Raw genomic sequence first — 19,958 nt, 5'->3', positions numbered from 1 at the left:
TATTTGTATAAAGAGGATCGTTGGCCCAATAATTGTGTCTAAATTGTGACACCGCTATTCATCAGCCCTTGCCCGATGCCCGAACAAGCCGCCGCGAGCTCACCAAATTTCATGGTTCCGCATGGGTAATGAGGCCTGCGGTCCTGACACGTTCCGTTGCATCCAAAAACCGCTCGAATGAAACGCTTTCAATTCTTACAGATATCTTTCAAATCCAGCATTGCGGCAATTTTTCGACCCATGTTCGCGAAAGGGTCGTTTCTCTGAAAAAAGGTGGTCGATCGACAAAATTCATCGGGACGAATTGAGACCAAGGTCACTGTTAAAGTGAGGATGTACGAGGAATAAATTCAGTACTCCTGAAGCATGTCCATGTTAATACCAACAAGGTATGTTGGGAATAGAGAGCGTTGTCCAAAATTGCGGATATATGGCGAAAACATTAAGGCTTTCTCATTCTATCCGCGGAGCGACTGAAGATTTCGCAATGGCAAGGTCACTGGCGTGCTGATACTTCAACTGGCATTTGTGTTCAATGAGCGGCAAGAAAGGTGATGATAGCGATGGCAATTCAGATCGAATCAAAACGGCTTGTTATTGAGGAGCGCAACCGGATCGCCGAGGAGCTTCATGATCGCGTATCCCAGCATTTGTTCGGTATCATTTACGCCATGCACTCTATCAAATGCGGCTGGAAGGATATGACCGAGGAACAAAAGCTGGAGCAGATGAAGGAAATCCAGGAAGCGGCTTCGACGGCCTCCTGCGAGCTGCGGGCCACGATCAATAACCTCAGCACGACGGGCAGCGACACCGATTCCTGGATCGGGATCGTCAAATCGCATTTGGCCAATCAAGCCAAGCTCAATGGGATCAGCATCGTTTTTCATGCCTCCAAATCCTGCAGCCTGTTGTCTATCAATCATCAGAAAGCCTTGTACCGAACCATATTGGAGGGCGTGGGCAATGCGATCCGCCATGGAGCGAGCAGCTGCGTGAGCGTCGACCTGACCATGAAGCAGGGTGCCGTCAAGCTTGCGATCGAGGACAACGGATCCGGTTTTGACGTTAGATCCAAGATGAACAAGTCCAATTCGGGCTTCGGGCTCTGCAATATGCACGCACTTGCCGTATCGCTCGGAGGCACCTTCGATATCGAGAGCAAGGAAGGAAGCGGAACACGGATCCTGCTCTGGCTGCCATTGGCCGACATTGCCGGCGCAGGCGAAGGATCCGGCCAAAATACGAAAAGCGGGTGATAAGCATGAAAGTCGTTATCGTGGACGATCATCCATTGGTCCGTAAAGGATTGATCGCCGTTCTCGCAAGCGAAGAAGAAATCGAAATCGTCGGGGTATCGGAAGCCGTCGACGATGCGCTGAAGTTGATCGAGAAGACGGAGCCGGACATGGCGATCGTCGATATTAGGCTCGGAGATCGTTCCGGGTTCGAATTGGTGGAAAATTTCAGCCATCTCGCGTGCCGTTTCATCATGCTCACATCGTCCGCGGCGGAGTTCGATGTCCGCCGTGCCGAGGAGAGCGGTGCCTACGGGTACGTATTGAAAGATTCGATGCCCGAGGAGCTGCTGCTCGCCATCAAGATGGTCGACCGCGGCCGTAAATACTTCGATCAGGGTTTGATGGAAGTATTGATCCGGAAGGAAGCGGACGATCCGCTGGAGAAACTGACGCCGAAGGAGAGAGAAGTCTTGATCTCGCTCGGCGAAGGACTGTCGAACGGCGCGATGGCGAAAAAGCTGACGATCAGCGAGTTCACGGTCAAGAAGCATGTCAGCCGCATTTTTCAAAAACTTAATCTGAACGATCGTACGCAAGCTGCCCTATACGCGCAGTCGCGGGGCATGACGGCTTATTCGCCGCCCGAGGATCGCGCGGAAGAGAAACTCGACCCGACTGGTACTAAAGTGTAACAAAAGGCAGCTCGAAGGTAGTAGTCGGATATACGACCGGAGTAGAAATAAAATCATCCTGCCGCGTAATAGTCTTGTAAGGCGTGGTCGCTATAGAATTAAGGTGAGGCAAGGAAAAGGCCCGTCAACGCAAGAAAAACGCGGGGCCGAAAGCGAAAAACGCCAGCAGAACCGCCATTATAAGTCAGAATATTCAGAAAAAAATATATTTTTGTTCATCGTTACATGAACGAAATCGGTATCGGAGGAAACAGCTTGGAATTGCTACGCTACTGGAGTGTTATCCGAAAACGGCTATGGATGATTGCGCTGCTCATTGTTGTCTGCTGCACGGCTGTCGGCTTCTACTCGACCCATTTCCTGCCATCGCAATTTGAGGCCTCCGCCCAACTGATCGTCAACAATCAGCAAACGGACACGACAAAGACCGCCACGAGCATCGATGTCGGATCCATCAGCTCGAGCACCATGGTGATTAAAACGTACAAGGAAATCATCCGCACGCCGCGCATCATGAAGAAAGTCGCGGATCAATATCCGGACTTGCATGCGAGCCCGGAAGAGCTCATCGCCAAGATCAGCGTGAAGTCCGTTAACGAAACGCAAGTGATGTCCATCACCGCCGTAGACGGTTCGTACGTACGGGCGGCCAAAATGGCGAATGCGGTCTCGACGGTGTTCCAACAGGAAATCAAAACGCTGATGAAGCTGGACAACGTGTCCGTGCTCAACCTGGCCGACACGACGAAGCACCCGCAGGCGGTATCGCCTCACCCGTCGACGAACATCGTCGTCGCGTTCATCCTCTCGGCGATGGTCGGCGTCGGAATCGCGTTCGTGCTCGATCAGCTGAACAATACGGTCAAGAACGAAGAAGAGATCCGGGATCTGCTCGGCGTTCCCGTGCTGGGGGCGATTCCCAAGGTAAAACGGCGCGATTTGTCCGACAAGGGCGCGCAGCCGAAAACGACGAGTCTGGGAGGTGGGGGAAAAAATGTCACGCTCGATTCTTAAACGGGATCTCATCGCCGACTCGCATCCGGCTTCGGCGGTTTCGGAAGCTTACCGCAGCCTGAGGACCAACATCGCCTTCTCGAACCGGGAGGAAGCCGTAAAAACGATCGCGTTCACTTCCGCCTTGCCCGGCGAAGGGAAAAGCACGATCGCGGCCAACATCGCGGTCGCCTATGCCCAGACGAAGAGACGGGTCGTGGTCATCGACGCGAATTTGCGGAAGCCTGCCCAACATGACATATTCGGTCTCTCCAACGTGCATGGTTTAAGCACGGTATTAACGAAGCATGGCGAGCTTGACGACGTCCTTCAGCGGACGGGCGTCGGCAACCTCCAGGTCATCACGGCCGGTCCGCTTCCCGCGAATCCTTCCGAGCTTCTGGAATCGATTCCCATGACGGAATTGCTGGCGGCGGCGAAGGAACGCTTCGACATCGTCATTCTCGACACGCCTTCGATCGATTCCGTATCGGACGGGCTGGTCGTGGCCAGCAAGAGCGACGGCGTCGTGCTGGTCATGAAAGCCGGAAAAGTGAAAAACGAAATCGCGTTAAAAGCAAAGGCTTCGCTGGAATACGGCAATGCAAAGCTGCTCGGCGCCGTGCTGAACAACGTCAACCGTTAAACGTTGACGTCCTATCCCGCCGGTTATTAGGAAATGTCTCCTGCTCCTCTATCACCGGAGGCACTCGGTCATGCTGTGGGTCAGCCGACCTTAGACGTTCATCGTCAAGGGTATGACGTGAGGATGGGTTGGATGCCCGCTGCTCCATGCTTTATCTAAAAGTACGAGCTATGTTTACTCGTTAAGGAGAAAACATAGCTCGTATTTTTAGCATCATGATTAAACAGACAAACAGATAAAAACGGATAGGGTGAGATCAAATGACAAAAGTGAGAAAAGCGATTATCCCAGCGGCTGGACTCGGTACAAGATTTCTGCCCGCGACCAAAGCAATGCCGAAAGAAATGCTTCCGATCCTGGATAAACCAACGATTCAGTACATTGTCGAAGAAGCCATCGCATCCGGCATCGAGGACATCATCGTCGTTACGGGCAAAGGGAAACGGGCCATCGAAGATCACTTCGACATTGCCTTCGAGCTCGAGCAGTCGTTGGCGGAGAAAGGAAAGCTCGAACTTCTGAAGAAGGTCCAGCAGTCCTCCAACGTTGAACTCCACTATATCCGTCAGAAAGAACCGAAAGGGCTGGGACATGCCGTTTGGTGCGCGCGGAATTTTATCGGCGACGAACCGTTCGCGGTATTGCTCGGCGACGACATCGTGCAATCCGATATTCCCTGCACCAGGCAGCTGATCGAGCAATACGAGCAAACGGGAAAATCGGTCATCGGCGTTCAGACCGTCGGTCCCGAACAGACGGACCGTTACGGCATCGTGGACCCGCTCGAGAAATTCGAACGACTCTACAAAGTCAACCGCTTCGTGGAGAAGCCGCCCAAAGGGCAGGAGCCTTCGAATCTCGCGATTATGGGCCGCTACGTGCTGACGCCGGAGATTTTTGAATATTTGGGCAGACACGAGACCGGATCCGGCGGCGAAATTCAATTGACCGACGCGATTCAAAGGTTGAACGAAGACCAAGGCGTCTATGCCTATGATTTCGAAGGCATCCGTTACGATGTCGGCGAGAAGCTCGGCTTCATCATGACGACGATCGAATTCGCGCTGCGCAACAACGAGCTTCGCTATACCCTCATGGAAGAGCTCGAGGGAATACTCGAACGCGAGAAAGTGAGTGAGAATAATGCCCCAAAGGTATGAACAGGATGCGGTGATGGAGATTTCGGACTACGATTCGATCCGGCGCGCGCTGGCGAAGGACGGCGATCTGGTTTCCTATACCGTGGTCAAACGGTTGATCGATATTACGGGCGCTCTGCTGGGTCTCCTGTTCTTTCTGCCGCTGTTCATGCTCGTCGCGTTGCTCATCAAGCTGGAAGATCCGAAAGGCTCGGTCTTCTTCTACCAGGTCAGAATCGGCAAGAACGAGAAGCCGTTCCGGATGTTCAAATTCCGCTCCATGGTGTCGAATGCCGAAGAGAAGCTGAAGGACCTGCTTGCCCAGAATGAAATCAAAGGCGCGATGTTCAAGATGAAGGATGACCCCCGCATCACGAAAGTGGGCAAATTCATCCGGAAAACGAGCATCGACGAGCTCCCTCAGCTGATCAACGTGCTGATCGGCGACATGTCGCTTGTCGGTCCGAGACCGCCGCTCAAAAGAGAAGTCGCGGAGTATTCGGAATACGACAAGCTGCGGCTGACCGTCACGTCGGGCTGCACCGGCCTGTGGCAGGTAAGCGGGCGCAACAACCTCAGCTTCGAACAGATGGTCGAACTGGATCTGAAGTATATCCAAAACAGAAGCATTGCGGGGGATCTGAAGATCATTTTCAAAACATTCAAGCTCCTGGTCGGGGCGAAGGATGCTTTTTAACGGATGGGACGGGGATTGCAATGAAGAAAATCATGTTTATTACGAACCGGCTTCCATTTCCGAACACGGACGGACGGAAAAATATGCTGCTGCAGTACATCCGTCAAATGAAGGAGATTTATCCCGATAGCGAGCTGGTTAACCTATCCTTCGTGGACGACGCCAAGTACTTGAAGGACCGCCCGCGCGAGATCGACCGGCTCGTAAGCCTCGAGCTGCCGGGATTGGTCGAGAAACTGTACAATATCGCCGTCTATTCGGTGCTGTTGCGCAAATGGCCGCTGCAGGTCGCGCTCTATTACTCCCGGAAGACGCATCGGAAAGTCAAAGCCGCGATCAAGGAAGAGAAGCCGGAGTTCATCCTGTACGATATGGTGCGGGTAGCGGAATACTTATCGGACGAGCAGGGCAGCAAGGTGCTCAGCTACGATGACCTGCTGTCGCTGCGTTACAAGCGTCAGCTCGAATGGTTCCAGTACATTCCGTCGATCTTCGGCGGCTTCACGGGCAAGCTGCCCGGCGGCATGAAGCGGCTCGCGGATCTGAAGTTCATCCAGAAATGGCTGATCAACTTCGAGAGCAAGCTGCTGGACCGGTACGAGAGACGGGTGGCATCGCTCTTCCATCATCTCGTCTTCACCTCGCCGGTCGAGGCGGAGAGCTTCCAAAAGCTGACCCGCCACGAATCATGCTACGGCATTCCGATGAAGTTCGAACCGGATCAAACGAGAGGCAAAGGGCCGCGCCGCTACGACCGCAACAAGCTCGTCTTCGTCGGGAAGATGGACATCCCGCATAACAGCTCCGCCGTCGCTTACTTCTGCGAGCGGGTATGGCCGAGCATCAAACGGCAGGCGCCGGACACGACGTTCTATATCGTCGGGAAGAATCCGACCGCTGCCGTGCTGCGCCTGCAGGAGACGCACCCGGGCGTGATCGTGACCGGGGAAGTGGACGACGTGAAGCGGGTCGTGGGCGATTCCGCCCTGATGATCGCGCCGATGCTGTTCGGAACGGGCATCAAAACGAAGATCGTCGAAGCGATGTCCTGGGGCGTTCCGGTCGTGACCAATCAGATCGGCATCGAAGGCATCGACGCGAACCATGGAGAGGACTTGTTCGTCTGCGATTCGGACGAGGAGATCGTACGGAACGTGCTGCTGCTGCTGAATAACGACGAGCTGAACGATAAAGTCTCGCGCAATTCGGTCCGTTACGTGGCGAGCCATTTCAGCAGCTCCGCGACCCTCAAAAACATGGAGCTGATTCTATCATAGCGCCGTTCAAGCAAAGCCCAGCCAAAGCATCCATGGTTCGCAACCTCATCATCGGGCTGTTTCTTTTCTCGATCGCTGTCCTCTCGTACGATAGCTTGCCGTATTTCCACTTCTCGGTTTATCGTCCGCTTTCGATGTTTTCGATGTTCGCGTCCTCGTTTCTGCTCTTGTTCACAGGGTATCGGTTCAAAACGGGCGATTATTTTTTGCTGGCCTTCGCGACGTACAGCATCGGGCATTCCTTGGTCGTCTCCATCGGCTACGATGACGTGGGCAGCAGCTTCAAGCATGTCATCACGGTGCTGTTCGGGCTGTCGATGTACCGAACGTCGGTTTATATTGCGCAGGAGACGAAAGAGGATCCCGCCTTGGTCGGACTGATCGCAAAGAGCGTGCTGGTCGCGTTCATTCCGTCGATCGCGGTCGGCTTTCTCCAATTGCTGGACGCGCTGTTCGTCCACAGCGGATTTTCCGGGACTTTCACCGGGTTGTTCTCGGAGAAGGTGTACAAAGGAAGGATTCAGATGCTGTCGGGCGAGCCGTCCTGGGCTGCCATTCACATGCTGAGCGGCGGACTGCTGATGGTGTTCCTGCACAAACGGGGCTACCGTTGGCAATTGCAGCTCGCGATCGGTACCGCGGTGCTCATGGTGCTGTCGTTCTCGGCTTACGCGTACAGCGTATTGCTGGCCGCGCTGCTCATCTACGTGCTCATCACGAAGAAGAACCGCGGGAAAATGATGCTCCTGCTCGGGGCGTGCGTCGCCGTCGTCGCGATCGTCGTGCCGTTCTTGCTCGAGGCGCTGCATGTCAGCGGTTATTTCACGGATCGCTTTCAATTTAATTTCAGCCATATGGTCAAGGCGGACAATTCGTTCTTCATCCGCGTCTTTTTCCCGGCCATCGGTTTTCTCGAGTTCGCCCAGCACCCGGTATTCGGCGTGGGAGGCGGCTTTTACTACAGGGATTTCGCAGATCTCCTGCTCAAGCATTTCAGCGATGGACTCGTATTCACCGAAGTATCCGATCTCGTATTCAACCGACCGGAAATGGCGACATCGCGGAATTTGCTGTCAAAGGTATTCGCCGAAGAAGGATTGGTCGGCGCTATTCTGCTCATCGGATTCATGGCCTCGGTCTTGCGAAGCGCAGGCGCGAATCCGTACGCGAAATTCGCTTTTGCGCTGTGCATATCGCTCGTCATGAATTTCGATTCCTATTCCTTCGTGAACTTTTGGTTGTTGATCGGGTTCATCCGCGGCGGCTTTTTTAACGATTTGCCGGCCGTGCGGGAGGTTGGAATGGAGATGCAGCGCATGAAGGGAATGAAACGGATCGCATGAAAATCGTTATCGTAAACAGTCTCTACACGCCGCATATCATCGGCGGCGCCGAAATATCGACGCAAATCCTCGCGGAAACGCTGACGGCGGCGGCCGAGGTCCACGTGCTTACGGTCGGAGCGCAGAAGCGCGCCGCCGGCATCGATTCCGAGATCATCAACGGGGTGAACGTGCACCGGCTGCCGTACAACAATCTGTATTGGATCGGCGAAGGAAAGGATGCCGGAACGCTCAAGAAAACGGGCCGCAGGCTCATCGATCTGTACAATCCCGTGCAGATTCGGGCCGTGCGCAAGCTTCTTGACCGGATCGATCCGGATCTGATCCACACCCAGAACCTGTCCGGGTTCGGCGCGGCGATTTGGACGGCGGCGAAAGCGCGCGTGCCGATCGTGCATACGCTGCGGGATTATTCGCTGCTCTCGCCGGTCAGCTCGCCGATCGCGAATCCAATGCTCTCGCGCATCTACCAACGCAGCTCGCTCGGCGTCAGCAAACGGGTATCGGCGGTCGTCGGGATATCCTCGCATATCCTGAAGCGCCATACGAACGCGGGGCTGTTCCCCAATGCGACCCGGTTGGTCATCCCGAACGTCGTGGACGGCGAAATCGCCGGCGCGCCGAAGGAGTTCGACCGCAACCCGCTGCGTATCGGCTATTTCGGCAGAATCGAGCCGGAGAAAGGCGTGCGCGAGCTGGTGGATGCCGTCCGCTCGCTCCCTCGCGAGCTGGTGGAGCAAGTCGTCGTCTGCGGCGAAGGCGGCATGCGGCAAAAGCTTGTCGAGTTGTGCGGCGGCGACGACCGCTTCCTGTTCACCGGCAAGGTAACGCCGAAGGAAGCGCGCGCCAACATGGCGAAGGTCGACGTCACGTTCGTGCCGTCCATCTGGGAGGAGCCGTTCGGACGGGTGATCATCGAGTCGTATCAAGTCGGGACGCCCGTATACGCTTCGGCGGTCGGGGGCATTCCCGACGCGGTCTGGAATCCGGACGACTTCCTGTTCAAGCCGGGCAGCGCGGACGCGATCAAGGAGAAGATCGAGGCGTTCTACGGCATGTCGGGCGACGAGAAGCGCATCGTCCAAGAGCACTGCCTGAAGCATTGCGGCTGGTTCACCAAGGGCTCGCTGCTTGAAAACCATTTGGACCTCTACGGACGGATCACGGAATCCGGCAGCCATGCCTATACGTTAGCGGCCGCGAACGGGAGGTCCTGAGCATGCGCAAGCCGATCGTATACATGTGGCCCAAGACGAGCCCGCATAACAAATACAGCGAACTGCTGACCAATTCGATCGAGCAGAACGGATTGCAGGTCGAGCACTACGACCAAAAGGCGATGTTCAAGCCCCGCAGGGGCGATATCGTGCACCTGCACTGGCCGAGCAATTCGTATACGGCGTCGGCCTTTCCGCTGACGGTCGTGAAATCGCTGTTCTTCGCCTTGCTGCTGCTGGCCTACAGATGCCTCGGCGTGCGGCTGTTCTGGACGGTTCATAACGTCTGGCCGCATACCGGCAAGTCGGGCTGGGACAAGCGGATGCGCAAATATATATTGACCGTCTGCCACGAGGCGTTCGTAATGAGCGAGTCGGTGAAGACGGAGGTCGCCGCGACGTTCGGCGTATCGAAGGACAAGCTCGTGGTGACGCCGCACGGCCACTACGTGAACGCCTATGCCCGCAAGGGCAAAGACATCCGCAAGCAGTTCGGCATTTCCCCGGACAGCTTCCTGTTCCTGTTCATCGGCCGGATCAATCCCTACAAGGGGGTCGATCAGCTCGTGGAAGCTTACGCGCAGCTGGGGCAGGGGGGATGCGAACTGCTCGTCGCGGGGCATGTCGATTCGGGGTACGACCTCGATTTCATCGACCGCGTCAACGACGGCACGATTCATCTGTACCCGCAGTTCGTGGACGACCTCGAGCTGGCCGATTACTTGGAAGCGGCGAACGTGATCGTGCTGCCGTACAAGCAAATCACGACGTCGGGCAGCGCGATCCTGGCGTTGTCCCACAAGAAGCCGGTCGTCGCGCCGCGATTGGGCGCGCTCGGCGAATACGTATCCGAGGGATGCGGGATCTTGTACGATCCGGACGATCCGGAAGGGCTGCTCAAGGCGCTCCGCCTGTCCATGGAGATGGACGCGAAGGAAACGGAGATGCATATCGCGGCGAAGCTCCGGGAACTGGATTGGGGCCGGATAGCCGGTAAAATGATTCAAATTTATACCGGTACGAAACGGTACGAGGTGAACGCATGAAAGCAACAGTAGCGATTTGCACGCATAATCGGGCAGCGGACGTGAAGGAAGCGCTGCTCAGCCTGATGAAGCAAAGCTTTACCGGTCCTTACGAGGTGATCGTGGTCGATAACCGTTCCACCGATCACACCAAGTCGGTCGTGCTGGAGTTCCAGCATATGGTGGACATTCCGATCCACTACGTGTACGAAGAGCGGCTCGGCCTCTCCGTCGCCCGGAACACGGCCATTCGCCGATCGAGCGGCGAGTACGTGCTGTTCCTCGACGACGACGCCGTCGCCTCCGAGGATTGGATCAGCGGCATCGTCGCCCTGTTCGACGGCGATCCGCGGATCGGCTGCGTCGGCGGCAAGATCATTCCCGCTTGGGAAGGAAGCGCCCCGCAGTGGCTGCCGGCGGAGAACCGGACGCTCTACACGATTCTGGATTACGCGGACGACATCGTGGAGATGCAGCGGCCCGACATTCCGTTCGGCGCGAACGTGGCCTTCCGCAAATCGCTCTTCGATGCGATGGAAGCCTTCCGCGAGGATCTCGGCCGGGTCGGCAGCAATCTGCTGTCGAGCGAGGAAGCCGAGCTGATCGAGCGGATCCGCGCCCGCTACACGGTCTATTACACGCCTCACGCATCGGTGCTGCACAAGATTCCCCGCAGCCGGATCAGCAAGAAATGGCTGCTGCGGCGCATTTATTGGCAGGGCGTCAGCAGCGCGGTTTCGTCGAAGCGGAAGGCGGGCATTCTCCTGAAGTCGCTCGTGAAGCTGCCGCTGTTCGCGGTGCTCACCATCGTGTTCGCGTACGATAAACGCAAAATTTTCCGCAATGTCAGCAAACTCTCGTACAGCAACGGACAGCTCCGGGGCGTGCTGAAGATGTATCAATGAAGCGAATATGCGGTTTAAGGATGTCGAACCTATGATCAGTCTACAAGCCGTGAAAAAAAGGTTGACCGGGCGCGGAGCTTTTCAAACGATTCTCCATACGAGCGCCGCCAATCTGTTCATTATGATCCTAAGCACCTTGACTTCCATCGTGACGGCCCGGTTGTTCGGCGTGGAAGGCAAGGGCGAGTTCTCGGCCATTTTGTTCTGGCCGACCTTGCTGGCGGGCCTCGTCAGCTTCGGGCTGCCGACGTCCCTCATCTTCAACATGAGGACGCACGCGGGCAAAGCGACCGAATACGTCAGGGCCGGCTTCCTGTTCCAGATCCCCGTCAGCCTGGTCGTCGGCATCGTCGCCTGGATCTTTCTTCCGATCTGGCTTGGGAACTATCCGGACGAAGTGGTCGACATCGCCAGGTGGTATACGGTGATGACGCTGCCGATGCTGCTGGCCGTCAACCTGCTGGCCGCGCTGACGCAGAGCATGGACAAGTTCAGCTTGTACAACGGTCTTCGGCTGTACGTGCCGCTGAGCAATCTGGTCGGCTTGCTGGTGCTGTGGGCGATCGGCGAATTGAATCTGAAGTACGCCTCGCTCGCCTTCTTCGCGACGAGCCTGATGGTTATCGTCTGGTCGCTCTACCGGCTGCGGCGCGAATTGACCTTCAGCTGGTTCAAGCCGTTCGCGGACCGCATGGTGTTCACGACGTTGTTCGGCTACGGCGGCAGGGTGTTCGGCGTCGAATTGCTCGGCACGCTGTACTCGCAGTGCGACAAGCTGATCATCTTATCGCTGTTGCGGCCGAAGGACTTCGGGTTGTATACGGTCGTGTACACGCTGTCCCGGGTGTTCAACGTCGTGCAGATGGCGATCTCGAACGTGATTTTCCCGAAGGTGACGGGCATGGACAAGGACAAAATCCTGGCCACGGTCGGCCGGGCTTTCCGCTTGTCGTTCCTGCTCATGTGCGCCGCGGTCATACCGGGGATGATCATCGGCCGCTTCCTGCTGGGTCTCCTGTTCGGCGAACAGTTTCTGGAAGCCGGCGACGCGTTCTATCTGCTCTCGCTGGAATGCATCCTCGGCGGAGGATCGTGGATTCTCGCCTCCTCCTTCAACGCCATGGGCCGTCCGGGACTCGTGGTCATCCGGCAGGCGGTTGCGCTTGCCATCACGGTCGGATTGTTTTTCGTCTTCACGCCGCTCTACGGGCTGAACGGAATCGCGTTCGCGCTGCTGCTCGGCGCGGTCATCCGAATCGTGATCACGATCGCGGCCATGAAGGTGGTTTTCAAGGTGAAAATCGCGGCCATTCTTTTTGACAAAAACGATTTGCGCTTCCTGGTCAAGCGATTCGCAAGAAGCGTGCAATCCTGACGAACGGAATGAATCGATGTGAAAAATGCGCTTGAAGCCAGACAGACTGGCATGAACCGAAGACAACGAAGCTTCAGGGACTATGCGAAGTACGGCTACCGCATCCTGCTCGGCGCGCTGTTCAGACGGAAGGTCGACCAGTGCGGCAAGCTGCTGCGGGTAGCCGGCGGCGTGACCGTCTCGAAGGCGAGACACGCCAAGCTCATCATCGGCGACAATGTCCTGCTGTTCAAGGACACCGGCTTTTACTTGGATTCCGGCGAAGCGGTCATCGAGATCGGCGACCATACCTTCATCAACCGCAGAACCGAGATCATCTGCAAGAAACACGTGAAAATCGGCAGCCATTGCGCGATTTCATGGGACGTCGCCATCATGGACACCGACATTCACCGCATCGAGGGCTCGGCGGACACGAAGCCGACCGTCATCGGGGATCATGTGTGGATCGGCAACAAGGCGATCATCCTCAAAGGCGTCACGATCGGCGAAGGCGCCGTCGTGGCGGCCGGCTCGGTCGTATCGAAGGACGTGGCGCCCTATACGCTCGTCGCCGGCGTTCCGGCGAAGCCGGTCAGGGAAGACGTCAGATGGCATGTTTGACGGGATGATTCCCGAAAGAGAGAAGCAATGCCTAGTGGAAAAGGAGACGGATTGATGAAAACCGCACAGTTCGCTCATCCGATGGATGAGCTCAAGCACCGGCTTCGGCACATTTTGACCGTGATCCCGTCCGGTTCCAGCATTTATTACCTCGATTACCCGGTGCACGGGAACGGCGGGGATCTGCTCATCATGAAAGGAACCGAGGCGTTCTTCAAGGATAACGGCATCCGCGTCCAGGCGCGGTACAGCGTATTGGACTTCCCGGACGGGTTGGCCATTCCGAAGGATCATATCATCGTGCTGCACGGCGGCGGGAATTTCGGCGACTTGTATCCGGCGCACCAGAAGCTGCGCGAGAAGATCGTGGCCGATTATCCGAAGCACCGCGTAGTGATGCTGCCGCAGACGATCTTCTACAAGAGCGATGCCGAATTCGACCGCACCGCAGCGGTCTTCAACCGGCACTCGGACCTGCATCTGTACGTCCGCGACACGTTGTCGCAGGAGATGGCGAAGGTCAAGTTCAAGACCTGCAACGTCTACCTGTCCCCGGACATGGCGCATCAGCTGTGGCCGATCCGCAGCAAGAACCAGCCGGGCAAGGAGCTGCTCTGTTTCCTCCGCACCGATATCGAGAAGACGGCGGAGCAGGAGCGGCTCGAAGCGTCGGGCCAAGGCGAGTATTTGGACTGGGGGACGCTGTTCAACGGCGTCGAGCACAAATCGATCCGCGTCTTCAACAAGATCCTCCGGAAGGGCAGCGGCAAATTGCCCCTCAGCATGTTCTGGGGGAAATACACCGATTATCTCGTGAACAAGGCGGTCAGCCGGTTCAGCAACTATAAGACCGTGCAAACCTCGCGGCTTCACGGCCATATCCTCTCTTGTCTGATGGATAAGCCGAACATCCTGCTCGATAACTCGTACGGCAAGAACGCCAGTTACTACCGCACATGGACCGGAGGCATTACGTCAGCGACACTAATGGCGGATCCATCGGGAAAATAGAATGGAGGAATCGTATGAAAATCGTACTTCTTTCGGGTGGCTCGGGAAAAAGGCTGTGGCCGTTGTCGAACGACTCCCGTTCGAAACAGTTTCTGAAAATCCTCAAAAACGGCGACGGCGGGTTGGAATCCATGATTCAGCGGGTATGGGGTCAGCTTGAGGATGCGGATTTGCGGCAGCATGCTTACGTAGCGACCAGCAAGCCCCAGGTCGAAATGATCTACAGCCAATTGGGCAGCGAAATCAACATGATCGTGGAACCGGAGCGCAGGGATACCTTCCCGGCCATCGCGCTCGCGGCGACGTACCTTTATTCGATCGAAGGCGTGAATCTGGGGGAAACGATCGTCGTGATGCCGGTCGATCCTTACGTGGAAACCTCGTTCTTTCATGCGCTGAAGCAATTGGAGCATGTGCTTGACAACTCGGACGCGGATCTGGCGCTCATGGGCGTCAAGCCGACCTATCCGTCGGAGAAGTACGGCTACATCATTCCGAAACAAGAAGGCGCCGATCAACCGTTCCTCGGCGTGCAAAGCTTCCGCGAGAAGCCGCGCAAGGAAGAAGCGGAAGAGATGATTGGGCAGGACGCGCTCTGGAACTGCGGCGTGTTCGCCTTCAAGCTGGACTTCATCATCAACATCCTGATCGCAAGCGAGCTGCCGATTCAGTACGAAGAAATGCTGAAGCGGTACGCCAAGCTTCCGAAGATCAGCTTCGACTACGAAGTGGTGGAGCGGGCGAACCGGGTTGCGGCCGTCCGTTACGACGGGCCTTGGAAGGATCTCGGCACCTGGAACACGCTGACCGAAGAGATCGAGACGCGCCTGATCGGCAAAGGCATCATCACGGATGATGCGACGAATACGCATGTCATCAACGAATTGGATATCCCGATCACGCTGATGGGCCTCTCCGACGTCATCGTGGCGGCGAGCCCGGACGGGATTCTCGTCTCGGATAAAGCATCGAGCCCGATGATCAAGGAAGTCATGAAGCATTCCGATCAGCGTCCGATGTACGAGGAGAGACGCTGGGGCCGCTACCGCGTGCTGGACTTCATCAAGTACCCGGACGGCAGGGAAGTGCTGACGAAGCGGATCTTCATCTCCGCCGGCAAAAACTTGAGCTACCAGTACCACAGCCTCCGCGACGAGGTGTGGACGGTCATCTCCGGCTCCGGGGAAATGGTGTTCAACGAACACCGGTTCACGATATCGGAGGGCCAGGTGCTCACGATTCCGCGGGAATACAAGCACAGCCTCCGGGCGGATACGGATATCGAAATCATCGAGGTCCAAACCGGCACGCAGCTGATCGAAGAAGATATCGTCAGGCTCGAGCACGATTGGAGCGAGATCGTTCAACTTTGCAAGGTATAGAGATCGAATAAACGCTTAGTCAAGGCTTACGATGCTGCGTTTTGCAAGCAAAACGCTTAGCTTATGCTTACGATGCTGCGTTTTTCTTCGAAAAACGCTTAGGAGTGAACATATGAATATCACAGTCATCGGCACAGGTTATGTCGGGCTCGTGTCGGGAATCTGCTATGCGGAACTCGGCAATCACGTCGTCTGCGTCGACAAGGACTTGTCCAAAGTCGAAACCTTGCGTAACGGGGGCATCCCGATTTACGAACCCGGCCTTCAAGAGCTTTCGGCCAAAAATACGGCTGCCGGCAGATTGAGCTATACGGCCGACCTGCGTCAAGCGGTCGGGCAGGCGGACATCATCATCATCGCGGTCGGAACGCCGTCGCTGCCGAACGGAGAAGCGAACCTCTCCTACATCGACCAGGCGGCCGTCGAAATCGCGCAAGCGATGAACGGGTACAAGATCATCGCCGTGAAAAGCACCGTCCCCGTCGGCACGAACGAACGGGTCGCCAATCTGATCCGCAGCTGGACGAGCGAGCGGTTCGACAGCATCTCGCTGCCGGAATTTCTCCGGGAAGGTTCGGCCGTCCAGGACACGCTTCATCCCGACCGGATCGTGATCGGGGCCGATTCGCAAGAGGCGGCCGATACGATGGCCCGGCTGCACAAGCCGCTGACGGACCAGATCGTCGTGACGGACATCCGCAGCGCGGAGATGCTGAAGTACGCGTCCAATGCTTTTCTGGCGACGAAAATCTCGTTCATCAACGAGATCGCGAACATCTGCGAGAAGGTCGGCGCCGACGTCACCCGCGTCGCGGAAGGCATGGGCTACGACAAACGGATCGGGCACGCGTTCCTGAAGGCCGGCATCGGCTACGGCGGTTCCTGCTTCCCGAAGGACACGAGGGCGCTTATCCAGATCGCGGGCAACGTGGATTACGAATTCAAGCTGCTGCGCGCGGTCGTCGAAGTGAACCAGGATCAGCGGATGAGCGTCATCCGCAAGCTGGAAACGATCTTCGACGGGGAGCTGTCGGGGAAAACGATCGCCGTCTGGGGCTTGGCCTTCAAGCCGAATACCGACGACGTCCGGGAATCGCCGGCCGTGGAGATCATTCAATATCTGGTGCGGAGCGGCGCACGCGTGAAAGCGTACGATCCGATCGCCATGCAAAATTTCAAAGCCATGCACGGCGATAACGGCGTGATGTGGTGCGACGACGCGCTCGAAGCGGCGACCGGCGCGGATGCGCTCTGCCTGCTGACGGAATGGGAAGAATTCGTCCGCGTGGATCTCGGCCAGCTGCAATCGCTGCTGCGCAAGCCGATCTTGATCGACGGCCGGAACGTGTTCAAGGAGGAGGACCTGGCAGATACGGCATTCATTTATTTCTCCATCGGGCGTCCTCGTCTTAACCAAGGGATCAAGGAGGAAATGTCAGCCCTGAACGGCTAGCAGGTCCAGAAGGAGAAACATCGTGAACAAGAAATTAGCGGGCCTGCTTGCGTTCGGCGTGCTGGCGTTGATCCCTGCGCCGGTCTTGGGAGATGCCGTCCCTCCCTCTTATGAAATCGAAGTCGATGCACTTGAAAATTGGAACCAGGTCTTTCAGCACTCCGGCACGCTCAAGCTGCAAAACATGCCCGGCGACGTCTTGGATCCGTCGCGCGTGAAGCCGAGCGGCGTTCCCGGCGAGAATCTGGTCTACCGGACGCCGGACAAGAACTATCTGCGTTCGTTCTCGATCTACGGCTACTACGCGGCCGGACGCAATTACGATCATCCGATGATCGCGATTTCCGGCGACGGCAAGACGTACAAGACGATTACGCCGGATATCCATGAGAGCGGCGGGAATACCGTCGTGTACGAATCGCGCGGGTTGCCGGCCGGCACGAAGTATCTGAAAATCACGTACCCGGGCCTCGGCATCAACCAAGCGCCATCGATCGGGAAAGTCGTGCTGAACGGTCCTTCGATGGTCGATGCCAGCGTGCCGTCGGGCACGGTGCCTTACGGCCGCATGGTGATGCTGATCAGGGGAGAAGAAGGCGAGACGGTCTATTACACGACCGACGGCAGCGATCCCCGGGTTTCGCTGACCCGCAAGCATTACAGCAATCCGATTCCGGTGCTCGGCAAATTGTTATTGAAGACGACCGCCGTGAATCATTCGAGCTCGGGCAGGTCGGCGGCGAGCATGGTGTCCACCTATCAATACGCCCCGACGGCCATGGATGCGGCGCCTGCCGGCATGGTCGACCCGCTCGACGATTTCGAGCTTACCGACAGTCGTTCCAACCTGTATATCGCCAAGGACGACCCCGGGTATTTCGACAACGACGCAAGCCGGATCTCGCGTTCCGCGATGGGGCAGGGGTATATCGTGTACCATACGGATTACGATATTCATACCTTCACGGTGTACAGCAGCTTCTTCACCGGCGTTCCGGTCGAAAACCACCGTTTCTTCGCCTCGACGGACGGCAAGCGGTACACGGAGATTTCCGCGGAAGCGAGCACGGCCGGTTATGCGGAGAGCAACTGGCAGCCGTACGCGTTCGAAGGCTCTTCATTGCCCGCGAAGACGCGGTACTTGAAAATCATGCTGGTCGGATCGGCCAATTCCTGGTCGCCGCAAGTATCCAAGGTCGTGATCAACCGGAATACGGCTTCGGTGAAGCTGGTCTCCTCGGAGAAGGACGCGAAGGTCAAAGCGAGCCTATCGACGGACACGCAGGGCGCGCGCATTTATTACCGGTTGAACAAAGGGGCGGACTTTCTGCCGTACAGCACGCCGCTGGAGCTGTCGGGCTACAACGTTCTGGAAACGTATTCGGTCAAGGACGGCCTGCTGCCGAGCCCGATCGGCAAATTCACGGTGAACGCAAGCAGCGACATCCTGGTCGACAAATACGGCCAGATGAAGAACGCGAACTTCGCCGGGAAGGTGAAGAGCGACGCGGAGCTGGCCGCGGACGCCCAGGAGGACGCCGATTATTACGGCAGCCTCACGCCGCCGACCGATCGTGACGGCTACGGCGGACTGGCCGGCAGCGCGGAGAAGAACGGCTTGCAGAAGACCGGGTATTTCGCGGTGCAGGAGTTCGGCGGCCGCAAAGTCCTGACGACGCCGGAAGGGAATCTCTACTTCAGCCTGGCGGTAAACGGGATCACGGCCAACGAGACGTACACGATGGTCAAGGGACGGGAGCAGAAGTTCGAATTCATTCCTCCGTACGAGGGCGATTACAAGCGCGCGTTCGTCGGCGGGAAAGACAATTTCTCCTTCTACATGGCCAACGTATTCCGGAAGACCGGGGTGTTCCCGACCGAGCATGGCGTCTACGCGCAAGCGATTACGCGGCTGCAGGATTGGGGTTTTAACGGCATCGGCAACTATTCGACCGAGAAATACGGCGAAGAGGGTAAATTCCCTTATGTGCGGATGCTCCCCCTTAACAGCATGAGCTTTGCCAAGCTGGACGGCATTTCGATCTTCGATATCTTCGCGCCGGATGCCGAAGCCAAGATCGACGGCGCGTTCAACAAAGCGCTGACGCCGCATAAGGACGACAAGATGCTGATCGGCTACTTCATCGACAACGAATATGATTTCCATAAATTTTATTCCAACGTGCCGAAGCTGAAGGCGAGCTCGGCAGCCATCAAAGGCAAATTGGTCGAGCGGCTGAGAGACGAATACCGGACGATCGACGCGTTCAACGCCGCCTGGAAGACGAAGTTCAAGTCATTCGATGAAATGAACGAGGCGGAGCTGCCGATCATTACTTCGGCATCGTGGCGCGACATGGATGAATTTTTCGCTTATTACCTGGATACGTTCTTCGAGACCGTTTCACGGATCTATCGCAAGTATGATCCCAATCATCTGCTGCTCGGGGACCGTTGGATCACGACGGCGTTCCATAACGAGAAATTCCGGGATCCGCTGGCGGAGACGGAAGGGAAATACGTGGATGTCATCAGCATCAACTATTATTCCTACAAGCTCGAGACCGACCTCTTTCAGGATGTCTACGAGAAATCCGGCGGCAAACCGATCCTGCTCAGCGAATTCGGTTACGGTACAGGGGAGCAGGGGCTGAATCCGCTGCTTCCGAACTCGGCGGCAAATCAATTCCAGCGCGGGATGCGCTACCGGAACTACGTGGAAGGCGTCGCCACGCTGCCTTATATCGTCGGCGCGCATCTGTTCAATTACGTGGATCAAGCCGGTCTCGGGCGTTACTGGCAGGGCGAATGGGGAGAGCATTACAACTCCGGGCTCGTCAACGTGGCGGATCGTCCGTACAAAGACTATCTGCAGGGCATCATGGACACGAACTACGACATTTATAAAGTGATGCTCGGGGAACGCGCGAAGTTCTACTACGATTTCAGCAAAGGGTGA

General features: G+C 56.7%; 17 protein-coding genes. All 17 read left to right on the top strand.

Annotated elements, in window-relative coordinates; translation table 11 throughout:
- Positions 1 to 563 precede the first annotated feature (563 nt).
- The gene (locus tag AC50YL_RS12640) at positions 564 to 1,259 is read left to right on the top strand and encodes a sensor histidine kinase (RefSeq protein ID WP_494832336.1); all 696 of its coding nucleotides are present in this window, start codon (positions 564 to 566) and stop codon (positions 1,257 to 1,259) included.
- Positions 1,260 to 1,264: 5 nt separating this feature from the next.
- Positions 1,265 to 1,933, top strand: a complete 669-nt coding sequence (locus AC50YL_RS12635) for a response regulator (RefSeq protein WP_494832334.1) — start codon at positions 1,265 to 1,267, stop codon at positions 1,931 to 1,933.
- Positions 1,934 to 2,188: 255 nt separating this feature from the next.
- Entirely contained in the window at positions 2,189 to 2,947 is a 759-nt protein-coding gene (locus AC50YL_RS12630; protein WP_494832333.1) for a YveK family protein, read from the top strand.
- Positions 2,928 to 3,572 carry a CpsD/CapB family tyrosine-protein kinase gene (locus AC50YL_RS12625; RefSeq protein ID WP_494832331.1) on the top strand — a complete coding sequence of 215 codons (645 nt, stop codon included), beginning with the start codon at positions 2,928 to 2,930 and terminating at the stop codon, positions 3,570 to 3,572. Before AC50YL_RS12630 ends, AC50YL_RS12625 begins: the two co-directional genes overlap by 20 nt.
- A 260-nt stretch (positions 3,573 to 3,832) precedes the next feature.
- Positions 3,833 to 4,732, top strand: a complete 900-nt coding sequence (gene galU / locus AC50YL_RS12620; RefSeq protein ID WP_494832329.1) for a UTP--glucose-1-phosphate uridylyltransferase GalU — start codon at positions 3,833 to 3,835, stop codon at positions 4,730 to 4,732.
- A 13-nt stretch (positions 4,733 to 4,745) separates the two neighbouring features.
- The gene (locus tag AC50YL_RS12615) at positions 4,746 to 5,408 is read left to right on the top strand and encodes a sugar transferase (RefSeq protein WP_494832327.1); all 663 of its coding nucleotides are present in this window, start codon (positions 4,746 to 4,748) and stop codon (positions 5,406 to 5,408) included.
- A 20-nt stretch (positions 5,409 to 5,428) separates the two neighbouring features.
- Positions 5,429 to 6,685 carry a glycosyltransferase gene (locus AC50YL_RS12610; protein WP_494832325.1) on the top strand — a complete coding sequence of 419 codons (1,257 nt, stop codon included), beginning with the start codon at positions 5,429 to 5,431 and terminating at the stop codon, positions 6,683 to 6,685.
- A gap of 32 nt (positions 6,686 to 6,717) precedes the next feature.
- On the top strand, positions 6,718 to 8,028 hold the full coding sequence (locus tag AC50YL_RS12605) for an O-antigen ligase family protein (protein WP_494832323.1): 1,311 nt from the start codon (positions 6,718 to 6,720) through the stop codon (positions 8,026 to 8,028).
- Positions 8,025 to 9,245 (top strand): glycosyltransferase family 4 protein, encoded by a 1,221-nt coding sequence (locus AC50YL_RS12600; protein WP_494832322.1) that lies wholly within the window; start codon positions 8,025 to 8,027, stop codon positions 9,243 to 9,245. Before AC50YL_RS12605 ends, AC50YL_RS12600 begins: the two co-directional genes overlap by 4 nt.
- A 2-nt stretch (positions 9,246 to 9,247) precedes the next feature.
- The gene (locus AC50YL_RS12595) at positions 9,248 to 10,291 is read left to right on the top strand and encodes a glycosyltransferase family 4 protein (protein WP_494832320.1); all 1,044 of its coding nucleotides are present in this window, start codon (positions 9,248 to 9,250) and stop codon (positions 10,289 to 10,291) included.
- Entirely contained in the window at positions 10,288 to 11,175 is an 888-nt protein-coding gene (locus AC50YL_RS12590; RefSeq protein ID WP_494832317.1) for a glycosyltransferase, read from the top strand. The genes AC50YL_RS12595 and AC50YL_RS12590 overlap by 4 nt, the downstream gene beginning before the upstream one ends.
- Before the next feature lie 31 nt (positions 11,176 to 11,206).
- Positions 11,207 to 12,550 carry an oligosaccharide flippase family protein gene (locus AC50YL_RS12585; protein WP_494832315.1) on the top strand — a complete coding sequence of 448 codons (1,344 nt, stop codon included), beginning with the start codon at positions 11,207 to 11,209 and terminating at the stop codon, positions 12,548 to 12,550.
- Between the two features lie 51 nt (positions 12,551 to 12,601).
- Positions 12,602 to 13,153, top strand: a complete 552-nt coding sequence (locus AC50YL_RS12580; RefSeq protein WP_494832313.1) for an acyltransferase — start codon at positions 12,602 to 12,604, stop codon at positions 13,151 to 13,153.
- A 54-nt stretch (positions 13,154 to 13,207) separates the two neighbouring features.
- Positions 13,208 to 14,164, top strand: a complete 957-nt coding sequence (locus AC50YL_RS12575) for a polysaccharide pyruvyl transferase family protein (protein ID WP_494832311.1) — start codon at positions 13,208 to 13,210, stop codon at positions 14,162 to 14,164.
- Positions 14,165 to 14,178: 14 nt separating this feature from the next.
- On the top strand, positions 14,179 to 15,546 hold the full coding sequence (locus tag AC50YL_RS12570; RefSeq protein ID WP_494832309.1) for a sugar phosphate nucleotidyltransferase: 1,368 nt from the start codon (positions 14,179 to 14,181) through the stop codon (positions 15,544 to 15,546).
- 112 nt (positions 15,547 to 15,658) lie between these two features.
- Complete coding sequence (locus AC50YL_RS12565; protein ID WP_494832307.1) at positions 15,659 to 16,999, top strand: UDP-glucose dehydrogenase family protein; 1,341 nt, start codon at positions 15,659 to 15,661, stop codon at positions 16,997 to 16,999.
- A gap of 22 nt (positions 17,000 to 17,021) precedes the next feature.
- Positions 17,022 to 19,958 carry a chitobiase/beta-hexosaminidase C-terminal domain-containing protein gene (locus tag AC50YL_RS12560; RefSeq protein ID WP_494832305.1) on the top strand — a complete coding sequence of 979 codons (2,937 nt, stop codon included), beginning with the start codon at positions 17,022 to 17,024 and terminating at the stop codon, positions 19,956 to 19,958.

The sequence above is a fragment of the Paenibacillus sp. J22P277 genome (genome assembly GCF_059383675.1).
The sequence above is the reverse complement of the archived record's forward strand: the minus strand, read 5'-3'. Positions and strand labels throughout refer to the sequence as shown.

Coding starts and splice junctions, on each gene's coding strand:
- AC50YL_RS12640 (WP_494832336.1), top strand. CDS start 564: ATGGCAATTCAGATCGAATCAAAACGGCTTGTTATTGAGGAGCGCAAC.
- AC50YL_RS12635 (WP_494832334.1), top strand. CDS start 1,265: ATGAAAGTCGTTATCGTGGACGATCATCCATTGGTCCGTAAAGGATTG.
- AC50YL_RS12625 (WP_494832331.1), top strand. CDS start 2,928: ATGTCACGCTCGATTCTTAAACGGGATCTCATCGCCGACTCGCATCCG.
- galU (WP_494832329.1), top strand. CDS start 3,833: ATGACAAAAGTGAGAAAAGCGATTATCCCAGCGGCTGGACTCGGTACA.
- AC50YL_RS12615 (WP_494832327.1), top strand. CDS start 4,746: ATGGAGATTTCGGACTACGATTCGATCCGGCGCGCGCTGGCGAAGGAC.
- AC50YL_RS12610 (WP_494832325.1), top strand. CDS start 5,429: ATGAAGAAAATCATGTTTATTACGAACCGGCTTCCATTTCCGAACACG.
- AC50YL_RS12605 (WP_494832323.1), top strand. CDS start 6,718: ATGGTTCGCAACCTCATCATCGGGCTGTTTCTTTTCTCGATCGCTGTC.
- AC50YL_RS12600 (WP_494832322.1), top strand. CDS start 8,025: ATGAAAATCGTTATCGTAAACAGTCTCTACACGCCGCATATCATCGGC.
- AC50YL_RS12595 (WP_494832320.1), top strand. CDS start 9,248: ATGCGCAAGCCGATCGTATACATGTGGCCCAAGACGAGCCCGCATAAC.
- AC50YL_RS12590 (WP_494832317.1), top strand. CDS start 10,288: ATGAAAGCAACAGTAGCGATTTGCACGCATAATCGGGCAGCGGACGTG.
- AC50YL_RS12585 (WP_494832315.1), top strand. CDS start 11,207: ATGATCAGTCTACAAGCCGTGAAAAAAAGGTTGACCGGGCGCGGAGCT.
- AC50YL_RS12580 (WP_494832313.1), top strand. CDS start 12,602: ATGAACCGAAGACAACGAAGCTTCAGGGACTATGCGAAGTACGGCTAC.
- AC50YL_RS12575 (WP_494832311.1), top strand. CDS start 13,208: ATGAAAACCGCACAGTTCGCTCATCCGATGGATGAGCTCAAGCACCGG.
- AC50YL_RS12570 (WP_494832309.1), top strand. CDS start 14,179: ATGAAAATCGTACTTCTTTCGGGTGGCTCGGGAAAAAGGCTGTGGCCG.
- AC50YL_RS12565 (WP_494832307.1), top strand. CDS start 15,659: ATGAATATCACAGTCATCGGCACAGGTTATGTCGGGCTCGTGTCGGGA.